This is a genomic window from Sinomonas albida, from assembly GCF_004919045.1.
In the GTDB taxonomy this organism is placed as follows: Bacteria; Actinomycetota; Actinomycetes; order Actinomycetales; family Micrococcaceae; genus Sinomonas; species Sinomonas albida.
The window spans coordinates 176191-193853 of the sequence record NZ_SWDW01000007.1 but is presented as its reverse complement, the minus strand read 5'-3'; the positions used below and the strand labels follow the sequence as shown (position 1 = coordinate 193853).

Genomic DNA, 17663 nt, shown 5'->3' with positions numbered 1-17663 from the left:
ACCCGCGCCTAGCCGAGGAGTTCCCGCGCACCCAGCGAGTCGGCAAGGAACGCGTAGTCCCACGCGCGGTCCTTCCAGGCCTCGTACCGGCCCGACGCGCCGCCGTGGCCGGCGTCCATCTCGGTCTTGAGCACGATCGGGCGCTCGCTCGTGGTCGCCTCGCGCAGCACCTGGACCCACTTCGCCGGCTCGACGTACAGCACGCGCGTGTCGTTGAAGGAAGTCACGGCGGCCACCGCGGGATAGCCCGCGGGGCGCACGTTCTCGTACGGCGTGTACGACTTCATGTACGCGTAGACCTCGGCATCCTCGATGGGGTTGCCCCACTCCTCCCACTCGAGCGCGGAGAGCGGCAGTTCGGGGTCGAGGATCGTAGTGAGCGCGTCCACGAACGGCACCTGGGCGACGGCGGCGGCGTACTTCTCCGGCGCGAGGTTGAGGGCCGCGCCGATGAGCAGTCCGCCGGCCGAGCCGCCCATGCAGGCGATCCGGCAGGGGTCGGCCCAGCCGGAGGACGCGACCCAGTCGGTCGCGGCGACGAAATCCGTGAACGTGTTCCGCTTGAGCAGCTTCTTGCCGGACTCGTACCAGCGCCGGCCGAGCTCGCCGCCGCCGCGGACGTGCGCGATGACGAACACGAAGCCGCGGTCCAGGAGGCTCAGCCTGGGGATCGCGAACGCGGGGTCCATGCTGACCTCGTAGGAGCCGTATCCGTACACGAGCGCCGGGTTGGTCCCGTCCCGCTGGACCGACGCCCTCCGCAGCACGGACAGCGGAACCCGGGTGCCGTCGTCGGCCGTTGCCCACGCGCGCTCGGCGACGTAGTCCGCCGGGTCGTAGCCGCCGAGGACGGGCGTCTCCTTCCGGAGGAGGAGCTCGCCGGTCGCGAGGACGTAGTCGTACACGCGGGGCGGCGTGAAGAAGGACGTGTAGCGGAGCCGTGCGACGGGTGCGCGGTAGTCGGAGACGCCGGCGCCGGCCGTGTAGAGCTCCTCGCCGAACGCAGGCTCCGCGAACGACGGCGCGCGGCCCGCTTCCGCCGCCGCGAGCGCCTCGGCGAGGGGAGCGAAGCGGACGGTCTCGAGCGTGTCGCGGCGGAGCGAGACGAGGAGATGCGTCGCGGTCACCTCGGCGCCCTCGATCTTGACGGCGTCGTCGTGCGCGACGACCGTCTGCCAGCGCTGCTGGGCGAGCGGCTTCGAGAACTCGGCGAGCGGGGCCGTCGAGACCATGCTGTTGACCGCATCCCGGTTGTGGACGAGCAGGACCTGGGGCGCGCCGTCGTGCTCGAACAGCTCGGCAGCATGGAGGATGCGCTCCTCGCGGCCGAGCAGGACCCCGAGCTGCGCGCCCGGGGCTTCGAGGTCGAGGTAGCGCGTCTCGCTGTACTCGGAATTGCCGATGCTCACGAGCAGCCAGCGGCGGTCGGCCGAGAGCTCGATCGCCGTCCACTGGGCCACGTCGTCCTCCTCGTACAGGACCGTGTCCTGCTCGACGGGAGTGCCGAGCTCGTGGACGCGGATCTGGTACGGACGCCATGACTCGTCGGCGACCACGTAGTAGAGCCGCTGCCCGTCCGCGGAGAACTCGAGCCCGTAGAAGACCTTCTCGATGGCCTCGGGGAGGTGCTCGCCCGTGCGCAGGTCCTTGATGCGGAGCGTGAACGTCTCGTCGCCCGCGTTGTCCACGGAGTACGCGTAGAGGTTTCCGTCGCGGCTCACGGTGGCGCCGCCGAGCGCGAAGAACGGCTGGCCCTCAGCCTCGGCGTTGCCGTCCAGCAGCACCACTTCGCCGGGCACGGGCTCCCCGGGGACGACGGCGGGAGGCGTCCAGGCGTCGACGTCGCCGGCCGCGCCGCTCGCGGCGACGCGGCAGTACAGGGGGTACTGCTGGCCCTCGATGGTGCGCGAGTAGTACCACCAGTCGTCGCGCCGGCTCGGGACTGAGAGGTCCGTCTCCTGGGTGCGGTTCTTGATCTCCTCGAAGATCGCGTCGCGGAGCGGCTGCTGGCCCGCGGTCGCGGCCTCGGTGTAGGCGTTCTCCGCCCTGAGGTGCGCCACGACCTCGGGGTCCTCCTTGTCGCGCAGCCACTCGTACTGGTCCACGAAGACGTCGCCGTGGTGCTCGCGCGGGGAGGGCACCTTCTTGGCGAGGGGCGGGGTGGCTGACTTCGACCCAGCGGGGGAGGGGGCTTCGCTCATGAGGCAACACTAGCCAGTCGGGGTGACGTCATCTCCGTCCAGCCAGACCACTTCGCCCACGGCTAATTTCCGTTCGTCAGGTTGTTGTCCTTCACGTACTGCTGCATCTGGCCCTTCGCCAGGGCGTCGGCGAGGGCCGACGTCGCGGGCGCGTTGAAGAGCACGATCGACTGGCCATCCGTCGACCATCCGATCCCGTCAGTGGGGAGCGTGAACGTCACGATGTCGCCCGCCCTGACGTCCCGGAGCTCGAACGCGAGCGAGGCGGCCGCGGCTGAGTTGAACGACGAGTCGACCGTGAGGTAGGGAGCCACCTCGTTGACGGCGTTCGAGATCGTCACGGGGTTCGTCAGCGTCTGCGTCGACGCGAGCTTCCCGACCAGGGCCTTGATGAAGGTCTGCTGGTCGCGCACGCGTTGGTAGTCGCCATCGGGGAACGCGTACCGCTCGCGGACGTATGCGAGGGCCTCGTCGCCGTTCAGGGTCTGGGGGCCAGCGTTGAAGTGGTAGTCCGAGGTCTGGGCGGCCGTGAACGGGATCTTCACGTCGACGGTGACCCCGCCGACCGCGTCGGTGAGTCCCTTGAACCCTTCGAAGTCCATGAAGACCACATGGTCGATGCGCTGGTGGAGCAGCGATTCGACGGTCTGGACCATGAGGGGAACGCCGCCGAAGGCGAGCGCGGCGTTGATCTTCGCGGTGCCGTGCCCGGGGATCGGGACCCAGAGGTCGCGCATGATCGAGACGACGTAGACGTTCTTACGGTCTGCGGGGATGTGGACGAGCATCATCGTGTCGGAGCGCTGGTCCGAGGGGGTCCCTGCCTCGGCCTCCTGCACGGTGGCGCCGCGGCTGTCGGTGCCGACCATGAGGATGTTGATCGCGGTCTTGCCGTCGGTGGAGGAGGGCGGTGCGACGGCCTGCGGGCGCGTGGACTCCTGGGGAAACGCGTCGGGGATCTTCTGGGTCTTCGTGTCGAACGTCGTCGCGAGGCTGCCGAGGTACACGATCGCGATGACCGCGGCGACCACCACGAGCGTGAGGGCGCTGAGGAGGGTGATGAGGGCCGTGCGCTTCCTCCGCCGCACTTGGATGGCGGTGGGTGTCCCGGCGGATTCGTCAACCATCCCGATGGCCCCTGACTCGCTTGCTCGGACGTGGAACCGTTCTGTGAGCTATTAACGGCCCGCGTGATGCTCGGGAGCATCGGTCTTTAGCCCCTGATTTGGTCCCGACGCGGCTTGACGGGCTCTGCCCGCCCCACATATTCTGAACGAACGGTCGGTAATTATTTGAGGAGGAGCTATGGCAGCTGCGCCCCTGCAGCCCGTGCCGGCACATGCGTCCCCGGCGGATTCGTCCGCGACGGACCAGGCAGGCCAGGCGTATTTTGACCGCATCATCGCCGAAGACTCCCGTATCGAGCCCAAGGACTGGATGCCGGAGGCCTACCGCAAGACGCTCGTGCGCCAGATCTCGCAGCACGCTCACTCGGAGATCATCGGCATGCAGCCGGAGGCCAACTGGATCACGCGGGCCCCCAGCCTCAAGCGCAAGGCCATCCTCATGGCCAAGGTCCAGGACGAAGCTGGCCACGGCCTGTACCTGTACTCGGCCGCGGAGACGCTCGGCACCCCGCGCGACGTGCTCAACCAGCAACTCCTCGACGGCAAGGCCAAGTACTCCTCGATCTTCAACTATCCGGCTCGCAGCTGGGCGGATATGGGCGCGATCGGGTGGCTCGTGGACGGCGCCGCGATCGCCAACCAGGTTCCCCTGTGCCGCGCAAGCTACGGACCGTACGGACGCGCAATGGTGCGCATCTGCAAGGAGGAGTCGTTCCATCAGCGGCAGGGCTTCGAGATCCTCCTCGAGCTCTCCCATGGGACGCCGGAGCAGAAGCGGATGGCGCAGGACGCCGTCGACCGCTTCTACGCGCCCGCCCTCATGATGTTCGGTCCCCCGGATGATGACTCGCCCAACTCGAAGCAGTCGATGGCCTGGAACATCAAGCGCTTCTCCAACGACGAGCTGCGCCAGCGCTTCGTCGGCATGATCGTCGAGCAGGCCAAGGTGCTCGGGCTGACGCTGCCCGACCCCGAGCTCCGCTTCGACGAGGAGACGGGCCAGTGGATCCACATGGAGCTCGACTGGCAGGAGTTCAAGGACGTCATCGCGGGCCGCGGCCCGTGCAACTCCCAGCGCATGGCGCGCCGACGCGAGGCGCACGAAAACGGGGCCTGGGTGCGAGAGGCCGCTCATGCCTACGCGGAGAAGAAGATGCAGCAGAAGGCAGGTGCCGCGTGATGAGCACGGAAAACCAGCAGGCAACGGGCCAGTCGGCCAACATCTGGCCCCTCTGGGAGGTCTTCGTGCGCTCGAGCCGCGGCCTCTCCCACGTCCACGCGGGCTCGCTGCACGCGCCGGACGCCGAGATGGCGCTCCGCAACGCGCGCGATCTCTACACGCGCCGCAACGAAGGCGTCTCGATCTGGGTCGTGCCGTCGGACGCGATCACGGCATCGGACCCGGACGCGAAGGGCTCATTCTTCGAGTCGCCGCAGGGCAAGGACTACCGCCACGCGACGTACTACACGAAGAGCGAAGGCGTGAAGCACCTGTGACGCACGCCCAGCCCACTCAGGCCCAGCCCACTCAAGCCCAGCCCACTCACGCCGACCACTCGCTCGACAGCTTCGGCGACGCCGCGGCGTCGGCCACCCGCGTCACGCCGGGCAACGCGCTGCGCCCCGAGGACATCGCGATCAGCCCGGACAAGCCGAACGACGACGTCGCAGAGTACGCGCTCCGCCTCGGCGACGATTCGCTCATCCTCGCCCAACGGCTGAGCCACTGGATCTCTCGGGGCCCGGAGCTCGAGGAGGACATCGCGCTCGGCAACATCGCGCTCGACCTCCTGGGCCACGCCCGCTCCTTCCTCATCTACGCGGGGCACGCGCTCGGCAAGTCCGAGGACGATCTCGCCTATTGGCGCGAGGAGGAGGATTTCCGCTCGGTCTGGCTCTTCGAGCAGCCGAACGGCGACTTCGGCGTGACGATCGCGCGTCAGCTCGTCGTCTCGATCTATCAGCACCTCCTCTACTCGCGGCTCGTCGACTCGACCGATCCGACCATCGCCGCGATCGCCGCGAAGGCCCTCAAGGAGGTTGACTACCACCGCGACCACGCGACGCAGTGGACGCTGCGTCTGGGCGACGGCACGGCGGAATCGCACCGCCGCATGCAGGCCGCGCTCGAGCTCGTGTGGCCGTACGTCGACGAGCTGTTCGACGACGATCCGCTCATCGACCGCATCGGCGACGCGGGCGTCCGGCCGTCGACGCTCCGCGAGCAGTTCGACGCCGACATCGCCGCGGTGATCGACGAGGCGACGCTGGATCTGCCCACCGTCCCGCGGGCCATGGGCGGCGGCCGCCGGGGCCTCCACACCGAGCACCTCGGCTACCTGCTCGCCGAGATGCAGGTGCTGGCTCGCAAGCATCCGGGTGCGAGCTGGTGATGAGCGCCCACATCGTGACCGACGCCGGAATCACCGACGCCGGAATGAGCGACGCCGACGTCCTGGACCTTGCGGCCACGGTCAACGACCCGGAGATCCCGGTGCTGAGCATTCGCGACCTCGGGATCCTGCGCGACGGCCACATCGAGGGCGACGGAACCGTGCGCCTCACCATCACCCCGACCTACTCGGGCTGCCCGGCGATGGACGCCATCCGAGACGACCTCGAGCGCGTGTTCCACGACGCGGGCCACGAGCGCGTTCAGGTGGACCTCGTCCTCGCGCCCGCGTGGACCACGGACTGGATGACGGCCGAGGGCAAGGCCAAGCTCGAGGAGTACGGCATCGCCCCGCCCACGGGTCAGGCTGCGGCGCGGCCCCAGGGTCCAGTGCGGCTCGGCCTCACGGTCAAGTGCCCGCGGTGCCACTCGCTCCACACCCGCGAGCTGTCGCGGTTCGGCTCGACCTCGTGCAAGGCGCTCTACGTGTGCCAGGACTGCCGCGAGCCCTTCGACTACTTCAAGGTGATCTGACGATTTTGAGGCAAACACGATGACCGACCAGCTGAGCGAAACGTCCGCGCCTGAGGGGACGCCCCGCCGTCGTGCGTCCTTCCACACGCTCGAGGTGAGTGAGGTCCGCCGCCTCACCAACGACGCGATCGAGGTGACGTTCGCCGTCCCGCCCGCCCTCGCCGACGAGTACGACTACATCCCGGGGCAGTACGTCGCCCTCCGGTCAAAGCTCCCCGATCCGGAGTCAGGGGAAGCACGGGAACTGCGCCGCAGCTACTCCATCTGCGCGGTCCCGCGGCGCTTCGAGGACGGCAGCAGCGAGATCCGGGTCGCGATCAAGAAGGACCTCGGCGGCCAGTTCTCGACGTGGGCCAACGAGCGCCTCGCAGCGGGGGACACGCTCGACGTCATGAGCCCCGCCGGCGCGTTCATCTCGAAGCACAAGATGACGGGCCTCAACGATCCGACGAGCATCGACACCGAGCGCGAGCACAGGTTCGTGGCCGTCGCGGCGGGCTCGGGCATCACGCCGGTCATTGCGATCGCGAAGACGGTCCTCGCCTCGAACGAGAACGTCCGCTTTGACCTCATCTACGCGAACAGGGCGGCGATGGACGTCATGTTCGTCGAGGAGCTCGCCGACCTCAAGGACAAGTACCCGGCACGCTTCGCGCTGCACCACGTGCTCTCGCGCGAGCAGCGGATCTCGCCGCTCCTCTCGGGCCGGGTCGACGCCGAAAAGCTCACCACGCTGCTCAACACGGTGATCCACGCGGACGACGTCGACGAATGGTTCCTGTGCGGGCCGTTCGAACTCGTGCAGCTTGTGCGCGACACGCTCACTGCGCGCGGCGTCGAGCCCGAGAGGGTGCGTTTCGAGCTCTTCACGACCGGAACGCCGACGCACCTCGAGGGCAATATCGGCCGCCCGGTGGCCGAGGACGAAGCGGGGGAGACCGTCGAGATCGAGTTTCGCCTCGACGGCCTGCAGGGCGTGGTCAAGAGCCCGGTCTCGGCGAACGAGACGATCCTCAACGCGGCGCTGCGCGTCCGCGCCGACGTCCCGTTCGCCTGTGCGGGCGGGGTGTGCGGGACGTGCCGTGCGAAGCTCGTCAAGGGCACGGTCGAGATGACCGAGAACTACGCCCTCGAGCCCGACGAGATCGAGCGCGGGTACGTCCTGACGTGCCAGTCGCACCCGACGTCGGAGGCAGTGTCCGTGGACTTCGACGCCTGACCCAACCCCTCTAGGAGGCCAGCTTGATCTCGCTCACCATCGCCGACGGCGTCGCCGAGGTGGTCCTCGACGCGCCGGGCAAGCTCAACGCCGTCGACCCTTCCGCGCTCGCGGAGCTTTCCCAGGCGTACGACGACGCCGCTGCCGCCGCCTCGCGCGGCGAGGTGCGGGCGCTTCTCCTGCGCGGCGTGGGGCGCGCGTTCTGCGCGGGGCGGGACATCTCCGCGGTCGACCCTGCCGATGACGACGTGCTCGGCTACCTCGGCGGGCTCGTCACGCCGCTCATGCGGAAGATGGCCGCGTTCCCGGCCCCGACGTTCGCCGCCGCGCAGGGGGCGGCTCTCGGGGTGGGGCTCGGGCTCCTGCTCGCGACCGACGTCGTCTACGTTGCCGACACTGCGAAGGTCGGCTCGCCGTTCGCCAATCTGGGCGCGACGCTCGACTCGGGCGGGCATTGGTACTTCACCGAGCGGCTCGGGATGCACCGAACGCTCGACCTCGTCTACACGGGCGAGCTCCTGAGCGGCGAGGAGGCCGTGCGGGCGGGGCTGTTCAGCCGCTCGTTCCCCGCGGATGAGCTGCTCGGGCGGACCCGCGACGTCGTGGCGAGGGTCGCCCAAGGCGCTACCGGGGCCTTCGTTGCGTCGAAGGAACTTGTGGCGCAGATCCGGGATCGTCGCCTGGGCCTGTGGGACTCGATGGACGACGAGAACAGGGCGCAGGCGGCGCTCTGCGACTCCGACGACTACCGCGAGGGCTTCAAGGCGTTTCAGGAAAAGCGCAAGCCGGTGTTCTCCGGAAAGTAGCTCCCCTCTAGGCTGGGGACGTGATCGCTCCTCGCAGAACGTCCCACCACTCAGCCAACCATCCCACCAACAAGTCCTCGGTCAACGTCGAGCTGAACCCGCTGTTCAGCAGGCCCGGCGAGGCCACCGAGTTCCCGCGCTACACGATCCCCGAGGGCGCGTCGCTGCCCGCGACCGCGTACCAGATCGTCCACGACGACGCGATGCTCGACGGCAACGCGCGCCTCAATCTCGCCACCTTCGTCGGCACGTGGATGGAGCCCGAGGCCGGGAAGCTGTACGCGGAGACCGTCGACAAGAACATGATCGACAAGGACGAGTATCCCAAGACGGCGGAGATCGAGCACCGCTGCTGGCGCATGCTCGCCGACCTGTGGAACGCGCCCGACCCCGCCCAGGCCGTCGGGACCTCGACCATCGGTTCCTCCGAGGCCTGCATGCTCGCGGGGCTCGCGCTCAAGCGCCGCTGGCAGCACGCTCGCCGGGCCGCAGGCAAGACCACGGACCGACCGAACATCATCATGAGCTCGGCCGTGCAGGTGTGCTGGGAGAAGTTCTGCAACTACTTCGAGGTCGAGGCTCGGTACGTGCCGATCTCCAACGACCACAAGGTCCTCGACGGGCACGGGCTCGACGAGTACGTCGACGAGAACACGATCGGCGTCGTCGCGATCATGGGCGTGACGTACACGGGCATGTACGAGCCGGTGCAGGAGATTGCGGCAGCGCTCGACGCGATCCAGGCGGCGACGGGACTCGACGTGCCGATCCACGTGGACGGCGCATCCGGCGCGATGGTCGCGCCGTTCCTGCAGCCCGAGCTCGTGTGGGACTTCCGGGTGCCGCGGGTCGTCTCGATCAACACCTCGGGGCACAAGTATGGACTCGTCTACCCGGGCCTTGGGTGGGTCGTGTGGCGTGACCGGGGGGCGCTGCCCGACGACCTCGTCTTCCACGTGAGCTATCTCGGCGGTGACATGCCGACGTTCGCGCTCAACTTCTCCCGCCCTGGGGCGCAGGTGCTCCTGCAGTACTACCTCTTCCTGCGTCTCGGCTCGGAGGGCTATCGCGCCGTGCATGCCGCGTGCCGCGATGTGGCCGAGTACCTCGCGCACCAGATCGGGGCCATGGAGCCGTTCGAGCTCTGGAACGACGGCTCGGACATTCCGGTCTTCGCGTGGCGGCTCAAGCCGGGCCACACCGACAAATGGGACCTTCACCATCTCTCAGACCGGCTTCGGATGGCGGGGTGGCTCGTCCCGGCATACCCGATGCCCGACGGCCTCGCCGACCTCACGGTCCAGCGCATCGTGGTCCGCAACGGGTTCACGCGTGACCTCGCCGAGAGCTTCCTCGAGGATTTGCGCGCTGCGGTCGAGTTCCTCGACTCGGCTGATTCGGCGCTTCCCGAAGCCGGGCATGCGGAGGCGTTCCACCACTGACAGCCCCGTGACGGCGCCCTGAGGCTGGATGCAGGGCGCGCCGGCCATTGCAGGGCGGGGGCCATTGTGGGGCGTCGGCCAATGCGGGCGTCGGCCATTGGGCGTCCGCCAATGCGGGCATCGGCCATTGCGGGGCTGGGGTCGATCGCGAAAGGTTGGCCCGGCCGGCGCGCATCGCCGGCCGGGCCAACGTGTTTCGTGGGCCAACTTACTTCGCGGGCCAACTTGTTAGGTGGGCCAGCTGGTTCAGCGGGCCCACTTGTGCGGCGGGTCAGATAGTTCGGCGCGCCAACTTGTGCGGCGGGTCAGATAGTTCGGCGCGCCAACTTGTGCGGCGGGCCGTCTGGTTGCCTCTAGTCGACCAGAGTCGCGCTGAACCGGTGTTCGGCTGCGTCGAATTCGGTCACGCGCACGCGAACCGTCGCGCCCGCCGGGGCACTACCGCCACGGACGAGCCCGGGCACACCAGACTCAGACTCAACGAAGAGCCCGAACGGCTTGGCGATCTTGACGACAACGTCGATCTCGTCACCAGCTGTCAGAAGGGTTTCGGCCACTTGGCTCACCCCCTCTCGATATTCAGGGTGAGTCGTGCAGCGGTGCTCACGCGGCCCCGGGTTCCTTCCGTCGCGGGGTGGCGTAGGCTCCGAGATCTGCCGGACATCACACCAGCAGACTACTCCCGGCCCAGGGCGGACGGCTTCGCTCATGCCTTCGGCTCGTTCGTTCACATCGAAGACTTATTTGAACACATGATTGTTTGTAGAACGAGAATTCGATAGGCTAGTCGCATGGGGGATTGGCGGAGCGAGGTTGAGGGTCTGCTGGGCCGTGGCGACGGATCCGGGGTGGCGCTCAGGGACATCGAGTCCTTTGCGTCCCGCCTTGGCAGCGGTCGCCTTGGCAGCGGTCGGCCGGGCTGGGTTCCCGCCGGCGTCGGGCAGGCGGGCCGTGAGCTGACCGGGCCTGAGTCGACAGTGCCAGGGCTGACGGGGCCCGAGCTGATCGACCGGATCGCTGCGCTCGAACGGCTCAAGGCGGCAGCGGCAGCCGAACAGGCATGGGCCGAGGTCGCATTCGCCGAGCTGTGCGAGGGTGGCGGTGAGGAACCATGGGCGGCGGCGCCGGAAGGTCGGACCGGCCGTAGCGCATCGAGGGCGCGGGAGCGTTCGGTTCGATCACAGATCGCGCTGGCACGGAGCGTTTCGCCATCGAAGGGCTCGAGGCTGCTCTCGGCCGCAAAGCGAATCGTGAGGGAGATGCCGTGCACGTTGGCTGCGCTCTCAGCGGGCCGGCTCAACGAAGACCGGGCGGTCTGGTTGGCGGAGGGGGTCGAGGTGCTCTCGCCGGCTGACCGCTCCGCCGTTGACGCCGAGCTGTGCGGAGACCCGCGCCGGCTCGAAGGACTGGGTGATCGCGCGGTTCAGGATGCGGTGCGCTCGTGCGTCGACGCGGTCGACGACGCCGCTCACATCGCGCGGGTCCGTCTCGCTGAGTCCACGCGCCGCGTGACCGTCCGTCGGCTCCCGGATTCGATGGCCCAGCTGACGGCCATCCTTCCAGTTGCCCAGGCAGTGGCCATCGAGGGCGCCCTGCGTCAGGCCGCGCGCTCGGCGCGGGCCTCCGGAGACGAGCGGACGGCAGGGCAGGTCGCCGCCGACACCCTCGTTGAACGCGCCACCGGCCAGGCTCATGCCGATGCCGTGCCTCTGCGGGTCGGTCTCGTCATGACGGACGCGTCGCTTTTCGCCGGCGGACGCGAGTCTGCGGTGCTCCAGGGCTACGGGACGATCACGGCGACGCAGGCCCGCGGGATGATCGCGGCAACCGCCCGAGGGGCCACCGGATCAAGCCCGGGGGCTGGCGCCGCCGCGCTTGCCGGTGTGTGGCTGAGGCGGCTGTTCCTCGACCCGTCAACCGGGGAGCTCGCCGCTATGGAGTCGAAGCTGCGACGGTTCCCGCGGGCGCTCGCCGACTTCATCGAGACGCGCGACCAACGGTGCCGGACTCCGTTCTGCGACGCGCCGATCCGACACATCGACCACGTCGTGCCGGTAGCAGAGGGCGGGGACACGAGCGTCGAGAACGGTCAGGGACTCTGCGAGAACTGCAACCAGACCAAGGAATCGCCCGGTTGGGAACAGCACGTGGTGGGCGCCAGCGAGGACGGCGGCCCAGAGGACGGCGGCCCAGAGGACAGCGGCACAGGGAACGGCGGCGCGGCAACTCACGGCGACATCGTCATCGTTACGCCAGCCGGCCACGAGCGCTACTCGCCGCCGGTAAAGCTCCCCGGTGCCGCGTCGTGGTCAAAGCGGCGCCTTTCGAGGGTGGGCTGAAGGGGCTTGTTTCGAGGGTGGACTGACAGGGGGGCTTCGGTCGCGGCCCTGTCCCCTCTTGTGGACCCCTACCGACCCTTCTTGTGGACCCCTACCGCGTGTCCAAGTCCTCGAACACAAGGAACGTCTGGGTGTCCAGGACGCCTGGCATGTTCTGGAGCTGGTCGAAGACCACGCGGCGTAGGTCGGTGTTGTCCACGGCCCGGACCAGCAGGATGACGTCGAAGTCGCCGCCGACCAGCGCGATGTGATGGACCTCAGGGATGGCCTTGAGCTGTTCGCGCAGTTCCCGCCACGAGTGCTGCCGTACCTTGAGGGTCACGTAGGCGCTCGAGCGCAGCCCGGCCTTGAGGGGGTCGACGAGCGCCGTGTACTTCGTGATGATGCCCTGCTCCTGGAGCTTGGCGATCCGGTTGTAGGCGTGCGCGCGAGAGATGTGCACGTTCTCGGCGATCGTCGTCACGGACTGTCGGGCGTCCTGGGTGAGCTGGCCGAGGATTGCGCGGTCCACATCGTCCACGAGGCCTCCTGTGATCTGTGTCATTCGGTGCGATTCGTCTATAGATTCTCCCGCTTTGCTTCCAAGATTCCAAGATTGCCGCCATTTGTGGATACGAATCACGCCCCGAGCGGATACTTGTGTCAACACCATGCTGCGAGGAGGCATCATGACCATTCCCGCGGAGGCCCAAGCGGCCATCACCCGCTTCGGAATCAGCATCGAGGACTACATGCTCCCCGTGCACGGCCAGATCCAGATCCTGGCCGAGGACGGCACGATGCTCCCCGAGGACCGGCGCGGCTCGAGCCCGGGCCACCAGTACCCGGTTCCCACGGATCGCGAGCTGCTCGAGGCGTACCGCCGGCTCGTCATCGGCCGCCGGGTCAACGACCAGAACTCGGCGCTCGTCCGCCAGGGCCGCCTCGCGGTCTACCCCTCGAGCCATGGCCAGGAAGCCTGCCAGGTCGCGGCGGCCCTCGCCCTCCGCGAGGGCGACTGGATGTTCCCCACGTACCGCGACTCGGTGGCCGTCATGACCCGCGGGGTCGACCCCGTCGAGGCCATGACGCTCTTCCGCGGCGATTGGCACGGCGGCTACGACCCGCACGCCCATCATGTCGGCATCCAGAGCACCCCGCTGACCACTCAGCTCCTCCACGGCGTCGGCGTCGCCCACGCGGCCAAGCTCCGCGGCGAGGACACTGTGGTCCTCGCGATGTGCGGCGACGGCGCCACGAGCGAGGGCGACTTCCACGAGGCGCTCAACTTCGCCGCGGTCTTCAACCTGCCGGTCGTGTTCTTCGTCCAGAACAACCAGTACGCGATCTCGGTGCCGCTTGCGCACCAGACGGTCGCGCCGTCGCTCGCCCACAAGGCTGTTGGCTACGGCATGGCAGGCGAACGCGTGGACGGCAACGACATCGTCGCCCTCCTCGCGGTCCTCGACCGCGCGGTGACGCTCGCGAGGGCCGGCTCGGGTCCGCTCCTCGTCGAGGCGAACACGTACCGCATGCAGGCCCACACCAACGCCGACGACGCGACCCGCTACCGCAACGACGCCGAGGTTCAGGCCTGGGCGGCCAAGGATCCGCTGAACCGCATGCGGCACTACCTCCGCTCGACGGGCGTGCTCACGGACGACGTCGAGACCGCCTTCGCGGGCGACGCCGAGGACATCGCCCAGCAGCTCCGCGAAGGACTCGGAAGCGACCCCACGCTCGATCCGCAGGACCTCTTCCGCCACGTCTTCACCGAACCCACCCCGCAGCTGCGCGAGCAGGCGGCCCTCCTCGCAGATGAGCTGGCCCGCGACGAGCTCTCGCGAGAGGAGCACTGATGAGCACGGTAGCCGAGGCCGCCGCCGCGCGTGCGGCCGCAACCGCCGGGCCCGACCCGGTCACGTTCGCGAAGGCGCTCACCACGGCGATGGCTGACGCAATGCGGGCGGACGACGGCGTCATCGTCTTCGGCGAGGACGTCGCTAAGCTGGGTGGCGTCTTCCGCATCACCGACGGGCTCATGGCCGAGTTCGGCGACCAGCGCTGCTTCGACACGCCCCTCGCCGAGTCGGGGATCGTGGGCATGGCGCTCGGCATGGCGATGAACGGCATGCGGCCCGTCGTCGAGATGCAGTTCGACGCGTTCGCGTACCCGGCGTTCGAGCAGATCGCGAGCCACGTCGCCAAGATGCACAACCGCACGCGCGGCCGGGTGACGCTCCCCATGGTCATCCGCGTGCCCTACGCCGGCGGAATCGGCGGCGTGGAGCACCACTGCGATTCGTCTGAGGCGTACTACGCGCACACGCCAGGACTCAAGGTGTTCACGCCGTCGAGCGTCGCCGACGCCTACCGGCTGCTCCGCGAGGCCATCGCGAGCGACGACCCCGTCGTCTTCATGGAGCCCAAGAAGCTCTACTGGTCCAAGGATGCCGTGGACCTTGAGGCGCTGCGCCGCGACTTTGACGGCGCGGAGGCGGCGGAGCGCGCTGAGGGGCGCGCCGCCGTCGTCCGTCCCGGCACGGACGCGACGATCATCGCGTACGGGCCCGCGGTGCCCCCGGCCCTCGCGGCGGCCGAGGCCGCGTCTGCGGAGGGCCGCTCGGTCGAGGTCGTGGACCTGCGGACCATCGTCCCGTTCGACGACGAGACGGTGTGCGAATCCGTGCGCAAGACCGGCCGGGTTGTCGTCGTGGCGGAGGCCCAGGGCTTCGCCTCGGTCGCGTCCGAGATCACGGCTCGCGTGCAGGAGCGCTGCTTCCACTCGCTCGCCGCCCCCGTGCGCCGCGTGACCGGGTTCGACATCCCGTTCCCGCCGCCCAAGTTCGAGCATTGGCACCTGCCCGGCGTCGACCGCATCCTCGACGCCCTCGACGAGCTGCAGTGGGAGGACTGATGGCCGTGGCGCGCGATTTTCTGCTTCCCGACCTTGGGGAGGGCCTCACGGAGGCCGAGCTTGTCCGGTGGCTCGTGGCCGTGGGCGATTCGGTCGTCGTGGACCAGCCGGTCGTCGAGGTCGAGACGGCCAAGGCCGTGGTCGAGGTGCCCTCGCCCTTCGCAGGGGTGGTGACCGTGCTGCACGGGCAGCCGGGGGAGACGCTCGACGTCGGCCGGCCGCTCATCAGCATCGACGAGGGGAAGGCTGACGCTGGGCCGACTGGCACGGCGAAGACTGGCGCGGCGAAGACTGGCACGGCGAAGACTGGCGAGGGGAAGACTGCTGAGGCGACCGCCTCAGGCGCCGAGGCTTACCGCACCGAGGAGCGCGCTGGCTCCCGCCCTGAAGGGGCGTCGGGACCGGGCGCGGCGTCGGGCACTGCTTCGGGCACGGCGTCGGGATCGGGCGCCGCTCCCGCGGGGTCCGGCAACGTGCTCATCGGGTACGGGACGTCCGGCTCGACGAGCGGCGGGCGGACTCGCCGCCGCAAGGGCGCTGCCGTCTCGGCCGAGGCCGGCGTCTCTCAGGGCACCGTCGCCTCTCAGGACACCAGAGTCTCTCACGGCACCAGCGTCTCTCGCGGGGCCGCGGCCGTCGCAACTCTGCTTGAACCGAGCCAGCCCGAGCCAAGTGAGCCCGAAAGCCTGCCCGCGCGGGCAGTCCGTGTCGTATCGCCGCTCGTCCGCAAGCTCGCGCGCGATCTGGGCGTGGACCTGCGCTCGCTCTCGGGGTCGGGGCCCGACGGCCTCATCCTGCGCCGCGACGTCGAGGTCGCCGCGCCGTCGGCGGAGTCTCAGACTCTCAACAGCGCCCAGCCCGCCGCAGCGTCCGAGCCCGCCGTCGCGCTTGCGGGCCCGGGCGAGACCGACGCCTTGACCGGCCTCGGCATCGCCGTTCGCACGCCGATGCGCGGAATGCGCCGCGCCGTCGCGCAGGCGATGTCGCGGAGCCGCTCGGAGATCCCGGAGGCGACCGTCTGGGTCGACGCCGACGCGACTGAGCTCGTCGAGCTGCGCGCTGACCTCAAGCGCCGCGACCCCGACAACACTCCGAGCCTTCTGGCGTTCATCGCGCGCTTCGTCGTCGCGGGCCTCGCGAAGTTCCCCGAGCTCAACGCGCGGATCGAAGCGGCGGACGACGGCGGCCAGGAGATCGTCGCGTTCGACGGCGTCAACCTCGGCTTCGCTGCCCAGACCGAGCGGGGTCTCGTGGTGCCGAGCATCCGCAACGCGCACGCGCTGAGCGCTCGCGGGCTCGACTCCGAGCTGCGCCGGCTCACGGCCGTGGCCCGGGACGGGAAGGCCACGCCGGCGGACCTGAGCGGCAGCACGTTCACGCTCAACAACTACGGAGTGTTTGGGGTCGACGGAAGCGCGGCAATAATCAACTACCCCGAAGCAGCCATCTTGGGAGTCGGGCGAATCGTCGACCGGCCGTGGGCCGTCGACGGGCAGCTCGCGGTGCGGAAGGTCGTCGAGCTGACCCTCGTGTTCGACCATCGTGTGTGCGACGGCGGCACGGCCGGAGGCTTCCTGCGCTACGTCGCTGACGCCGTCGAACATCCGGGCAGCGTTCTCGCCGACCTCTGAACCCCGTGGCAGAATCGGACCACTACCACCCAGAAGTGAAGGACGTGCGGCACATGGCTCAATGGCTCGATCTCGGCGGCGAGACGTACAGGCTTACTCTCGAGCCTTTGCGGCTCAACGTGGGGCTCGTGGTCGGGTCTGAGCGGGCGCTTGTGGTGGACACCGGGGAGGGGCCGCGGCAGGCCCGCCAGATCCTCGAAGCGGTGCGGGAGAAGACTGAGTTGCCGCTCGTCGTCGTCAACACCCACGCCCACTACGACCACTACTTCGGCAACGCCGTGTTCGCCGCCGCCGGGGTGGAGGAGTTCTGGGCGCACGAGAACGCTGCGTCCACCATTGCGTCCTCCGCGGACCCGGCTCGGCCCGAGGTTGCCGAGCGCGAGCCGGAGATGGCGGCCGGCGAGGGCGAGGGCACGGAGATCGTGGTCCCACAAGCGATCGTCCGCGATCAGCCAGTCCTCGTGGACCTCGGCGGCCGGACGGCGACGCTCTTCTACCTGGGCCGCGGGCACACCGACGGCGACCTCCTCGTGGGGACGCCCTCGGCGCTGTTCAGCGGCGACCTCGTCGAAGACGGCTACCCCGAGTTCAGCGACGCGTACCCCGAGGAGTGGGCCGACGTCTTGCGCCACATCTCCGCTCTTCGCCACCGCTACGAGCACCTCGTGCCCGGGCACGGCGCGCTGTGCACCGACGTCGCGGTCCGCACGATGGCCGAGACCATGTCCACGGCCGTGCGCTCCGCGCGGCAGGCAACCCGTGAGTCGCCGAACGACGCCACCAAGGCGATTCCGATCCTTCCGTACGGCCCCGAACAGTCGCGCCTGTTCATCGGCAGGCTCAAGGCGGCCAGCAGCCTGCACTAGAGTTGCCTGCGGGACCAGAAACGAAAGGGTCGTAATGGTCGACGACGGAACGCTGCAGGCTGCCACCGAAGACGAGGTGCCTGAATCGGGCCCTGCGCCGACGAGTTCTGACCGCTCGCCCTCCCTGTCGACGAGTTCTGGCTCGAATTCCGCGTCGAATCCCGGGTTAGCTTCCGGCGTCACTTCTGGGGTCAATTCTGGTCTCAATTC

General features: G+C 69.0%; 16 protein-coding genes. 12 read left to right on the top strand and 4 right to left on the bottom strand.

Annotated elements, in window-relative coordinates:
• Positions 1 to 8 precede the first annotated feature (8 nt).
• Complete coding sequence (locus tag E6A26_RS09195; protein ID WP_136610891.1) at positions 9 to 2201, bottom strand: S9 family peptidase; 2193 nt, start codon at positions 2199 to 2201, stop codon at positions 9 to 11.
• A 62-nt stretch (positions 2202 to 2263) separates the two neighbouring features.
• A complete protein-coding gene (locus E6A26_RS09190; protein ID WP_136610890.1) occupies positions 2264 to 3328 on the bottom strand; it encodes an LCP family protein in 1065 nt (354 codons plus the stop codon).
• Between the two features lie 178 nt (positions 3329 to 3506).
• Here E6A26_RS09190 and paaA point away from each other — a divergent pair, with 178 nt between their 5' ends.
• From paaA to E6A26_RS09155, 7 genes are read left to right on the top strand one after another with little or no spacing between them, the layout of a single operon-like run.
• Positions 3507 to 4508: a 1,2-phenylacetyl-CoA epoxidase subunit PaaA gene (gene paaA / locus E6A26_RS09185; RefSeq protein WP_136610889.1), complete on the top strand. Its 1002-nt coding sequence runs from the start codon at positions 3507 to 3509 to the stop codon at positions 4506 to 4508.
• Positions 4508 to 4825: a 1,2-phenylacetyl-CoA epoxidase subunit PaaB gene (gene paaB, locus E6A26_RS09180; protein ID WP_136610888.1), complete on the top strand. Its 318-nt coding sequence runs from the start codon at positions 4508 to 4510 to the stop codon at positions 4823 to 4825. Before paaA ends, paaB begins: the two co-directional genes overlap by 1 nt.
• Positions 4822 to 5721, top strand: coding sequence for a 1,2-phenylacetyl-CoA epoxidase subunit PaaC (paaC, locus tag E6A26_RS09175; RefSeq protein ID WP_136610887.1), 900 nt, complete (start codon positions 4822 to 4824; stop codon positions 5719 to 5721). Before paaB ends, paaC begins: the two co-directional genes overlap by 4 nt.
• Positions 5722 to 5765: 44 nt before the next feature.
• Positions 5766 to 6254, top strand: coding sequence for a 1,2-phenylacetyl-CoA epoxidase subunit PaaD (gene paaD / locus E6A26_RS09170; protein ID WP_168928709.1), 489 nt, complete (start codon positions 5766 to 5768; stop codon positions 6252 to 6254).
• Positions 6255 to 6273: 19 nt separating this feature from the next.
• Complete coding sequence (gene paaE / locus E6A26_RS09165) at positions 6274 to 7473, top strand: 1,2-phenylacetyl-CoA epoxidase subunit PaaE (protein ID WP_136610885.1); 1200 nt, start codon at positions 6274 to 6276, stop codon at positions 7471 to 7473.
• Between the two features lie 23 nt (positions 7474 to 7496).
• Entirely contained in the window at positions 7497 to 8279 is a 783-nt protein-coding gene (locus E6A26_RS09160; protein ID WP_136610884.1) for an enoyl-CoA hydratase/isomerase family protein, read from the top strand.
• Between the two features lie 20 nt (positions 8280 to 8299).
• Positions 8300 to 9721 (top strand): glutamate decarboxylase, encoded by a 1422-nt coding sequence (locus tag E6A26_RS09155; RefSeq protein ID WP_407695375.1) that lies wholly within the window; start codon positions 8300 to 8302, stop codon positions 9719 to 9721.
• Between the two features lie 353 nt (positions 9722 to 10074).
• Here E6A26_RS09155 and E6A26_RS09150 read toward each other — a convergent pair whose 3' ends face one another.
• Entirely contained in the window at positions 10075 to 10278 is a 204-nt protein-coding gene (locus E6A26_RS09150) for a hypothetical protein (RefSeq protein ID WP_136610883.1), read from the bottom strand.
• 234 nt (positions 10279 to 10512) lie between these two features.
• Here E6A26_RS09150 and E6A26_RS09145 point away from each other — a divergent pair, with 234 nt between their 5' ends.
• Complete coding sequence (locus E6A26_RS09145) at positions 10513 to 12060, top strand: HNH endonuclease (RefSeq protein WP_136610882.1); 1548 nt, start codon at positions 10513 to 10515, stop codon at positions 12058 to 12060.
• A gap of 91 nt (positions 12061 to 12151) precedes the next feature.
• On the opposite strand, the gene E6A26_RS09140 is transcribed toward E6A26_RS09145, so the two are convergent.
• Positions 12152 to 12604: an Lrp/AsnC family transcriptional regulator gene (locus E6A26_RS09140; RefSeq protein ID WP_136610881.1), complete on the bottom strand. Its 453-nt coding sequence runs from the start codon at positions 12602 to 12604 to the stop codon at positions 12152 to 12154.
• A 124-nt stretch (positions 12605 to 12728) separates the two neighbouring features.
• On the opposite strand from E6A26_RS09140, the gene pdhA reads away from it, so the two are divergent.
• Genes pdhA through E6A26_RS09120 form a run of 4 tightly spaced genes read left to right on the top strand, consistent with a single transcriptional unit; the run spans position 12729 to position 17453 of the window.
• On the top strand, positions 12729 to 13898 hold the full coding sequence (gene pdhA / locus E6A26_RS09135; RefSeq protein ID WP_234865260.1) for a pyruvate dehydrogenase (acetyl-transferring) E1 component subunit alpha: 1170 nt from the start codon (positions 12729 to 12731) through the stop codon (positions 13896 to 13898).
• Positions 13898 to 14956 (top strand): alpha-ketoacid dehydrogenase subunit beta, encoded by a 1059-nt coding sequence (locus E6A26_RS09130; protein WP_136610879.1) that lies wholly within the window; start codon positions 13898 to 13900, stop codon positions 14954 to 14956. The genes pdhA and E6A26_RS09130 overlap by 1 nt, the downstream gene beginning before the upstream one ends.
• Complete coding sequence (locus tag E6A26_RS09125) at positions 14956 to 16587, top strand: dihydrolipoamide acetyltransferase family protein (RefSeq protein WP_136610878.1); 1632 nt, start codon at positions 14956 to 14958, stop codon at positions 16585 to 16587. Before E6A26_RS09130 ends, E6A26_RS09125 begins: the two co-directional genes overlap by 1 nt.
• A 53-nt stretch (positions 16588 to 16640) precedes the next feature.
• A complete protein-coding gene (locus E6A26_RS09120) occupies positions 16641 to 17453 on the top strand; it encodes an MBL fold metallo-hydrolase (protein WP_136610911.1) in 813 nt (270 codons plus the stop codon).
• The last annotated feature ends 210 nt before the right edge of the window (positions 17454 to 17663 follow it).

Bases quoted from the DNA above. Each gene is read 5' to 3' on its own strand.
- E6A26_RS09195 (WP_136610891.1), bottom strand. From the start codon at position 2,201: ATGAGCGAAGCCCCCTCCCCCGCTGGGTCGAAGTCAGCCACCCCGCCC.
- E6A26_RS09190 (WP_136610890.1), bottom strand. From the start codon at position 3,328: ATGGTTGACGAATCCGCCGGGACACCCACCGCCATCCAAGTGCGGCGG.
- paaA (WP_136610889.1), top strand. From the start codon at position 3,507: ATGGCAGCTGCGCCCCTGCAGCCCGTGCCGGCACATGCGTCCCCGGCG.
- paaB (WP_136610888.1), top strand. From the start codon at position 4,508: ATGAGCACGGAAAACCAGCAGGCAACGGGCCAGTCGGCCAACATCTGG.
- paaD (WP_168928709.1), top strand. From the start codon at position 5,766: ATGAGCGACGCCGACGTCCTGGACCTTGCGGCCACGGTCAACGACCCG.
- paaE (WP_136610885.1), top strand. From the start codon at position 6,274: ATGACCGACCAGCTGAGCGAAACGTCCGCGCCTGAGGGGACGCCCCGC.
- E6A26_RS09145 (WP_136610882.1), top strand. From the start codon at position 10,513: ATGGGGGATTGGCGGAGCGAGGTTGAGGGTCTGCTGGGCCGTGGCGAC.
- E6A26_RS09140 (WP_136610881.1), bottom strand. From the start codon at position 12,604: ATGACACAGATCACAGGAGGCCTCGTGGACGATGTGGACCGCGCAATC.
- pdhA (WP_234865260.1), top strand. From the start codon at position 12,729: ATGACCATTCCCGCGGAGGCCCAAGCGGCCATCACCCGCTTCGGAATC.
- E6A26_RS09130 (WP_136610879.1), top strand. From the start codon at position 13,898: ATGAGCACGGTAGCCGAGGCCGCCGCCGCGCGTGCGGCCGCAACCGCC.
- E6A26_RS09125 (WP_136610878.1), top strand. From the start codon at position 14,956: ATGGCCGTGGCGCGCGATTTTCTGCTTCCCGACCTTGGGGAGGGCCTC.
- E6A26_RS09120 (WP_136610911.1), top strand. From the start codon at position 16,641: ATGGCTCAATGGCTCGATCTCGGCGGCGAGACGTACAGGCTTACTCTC.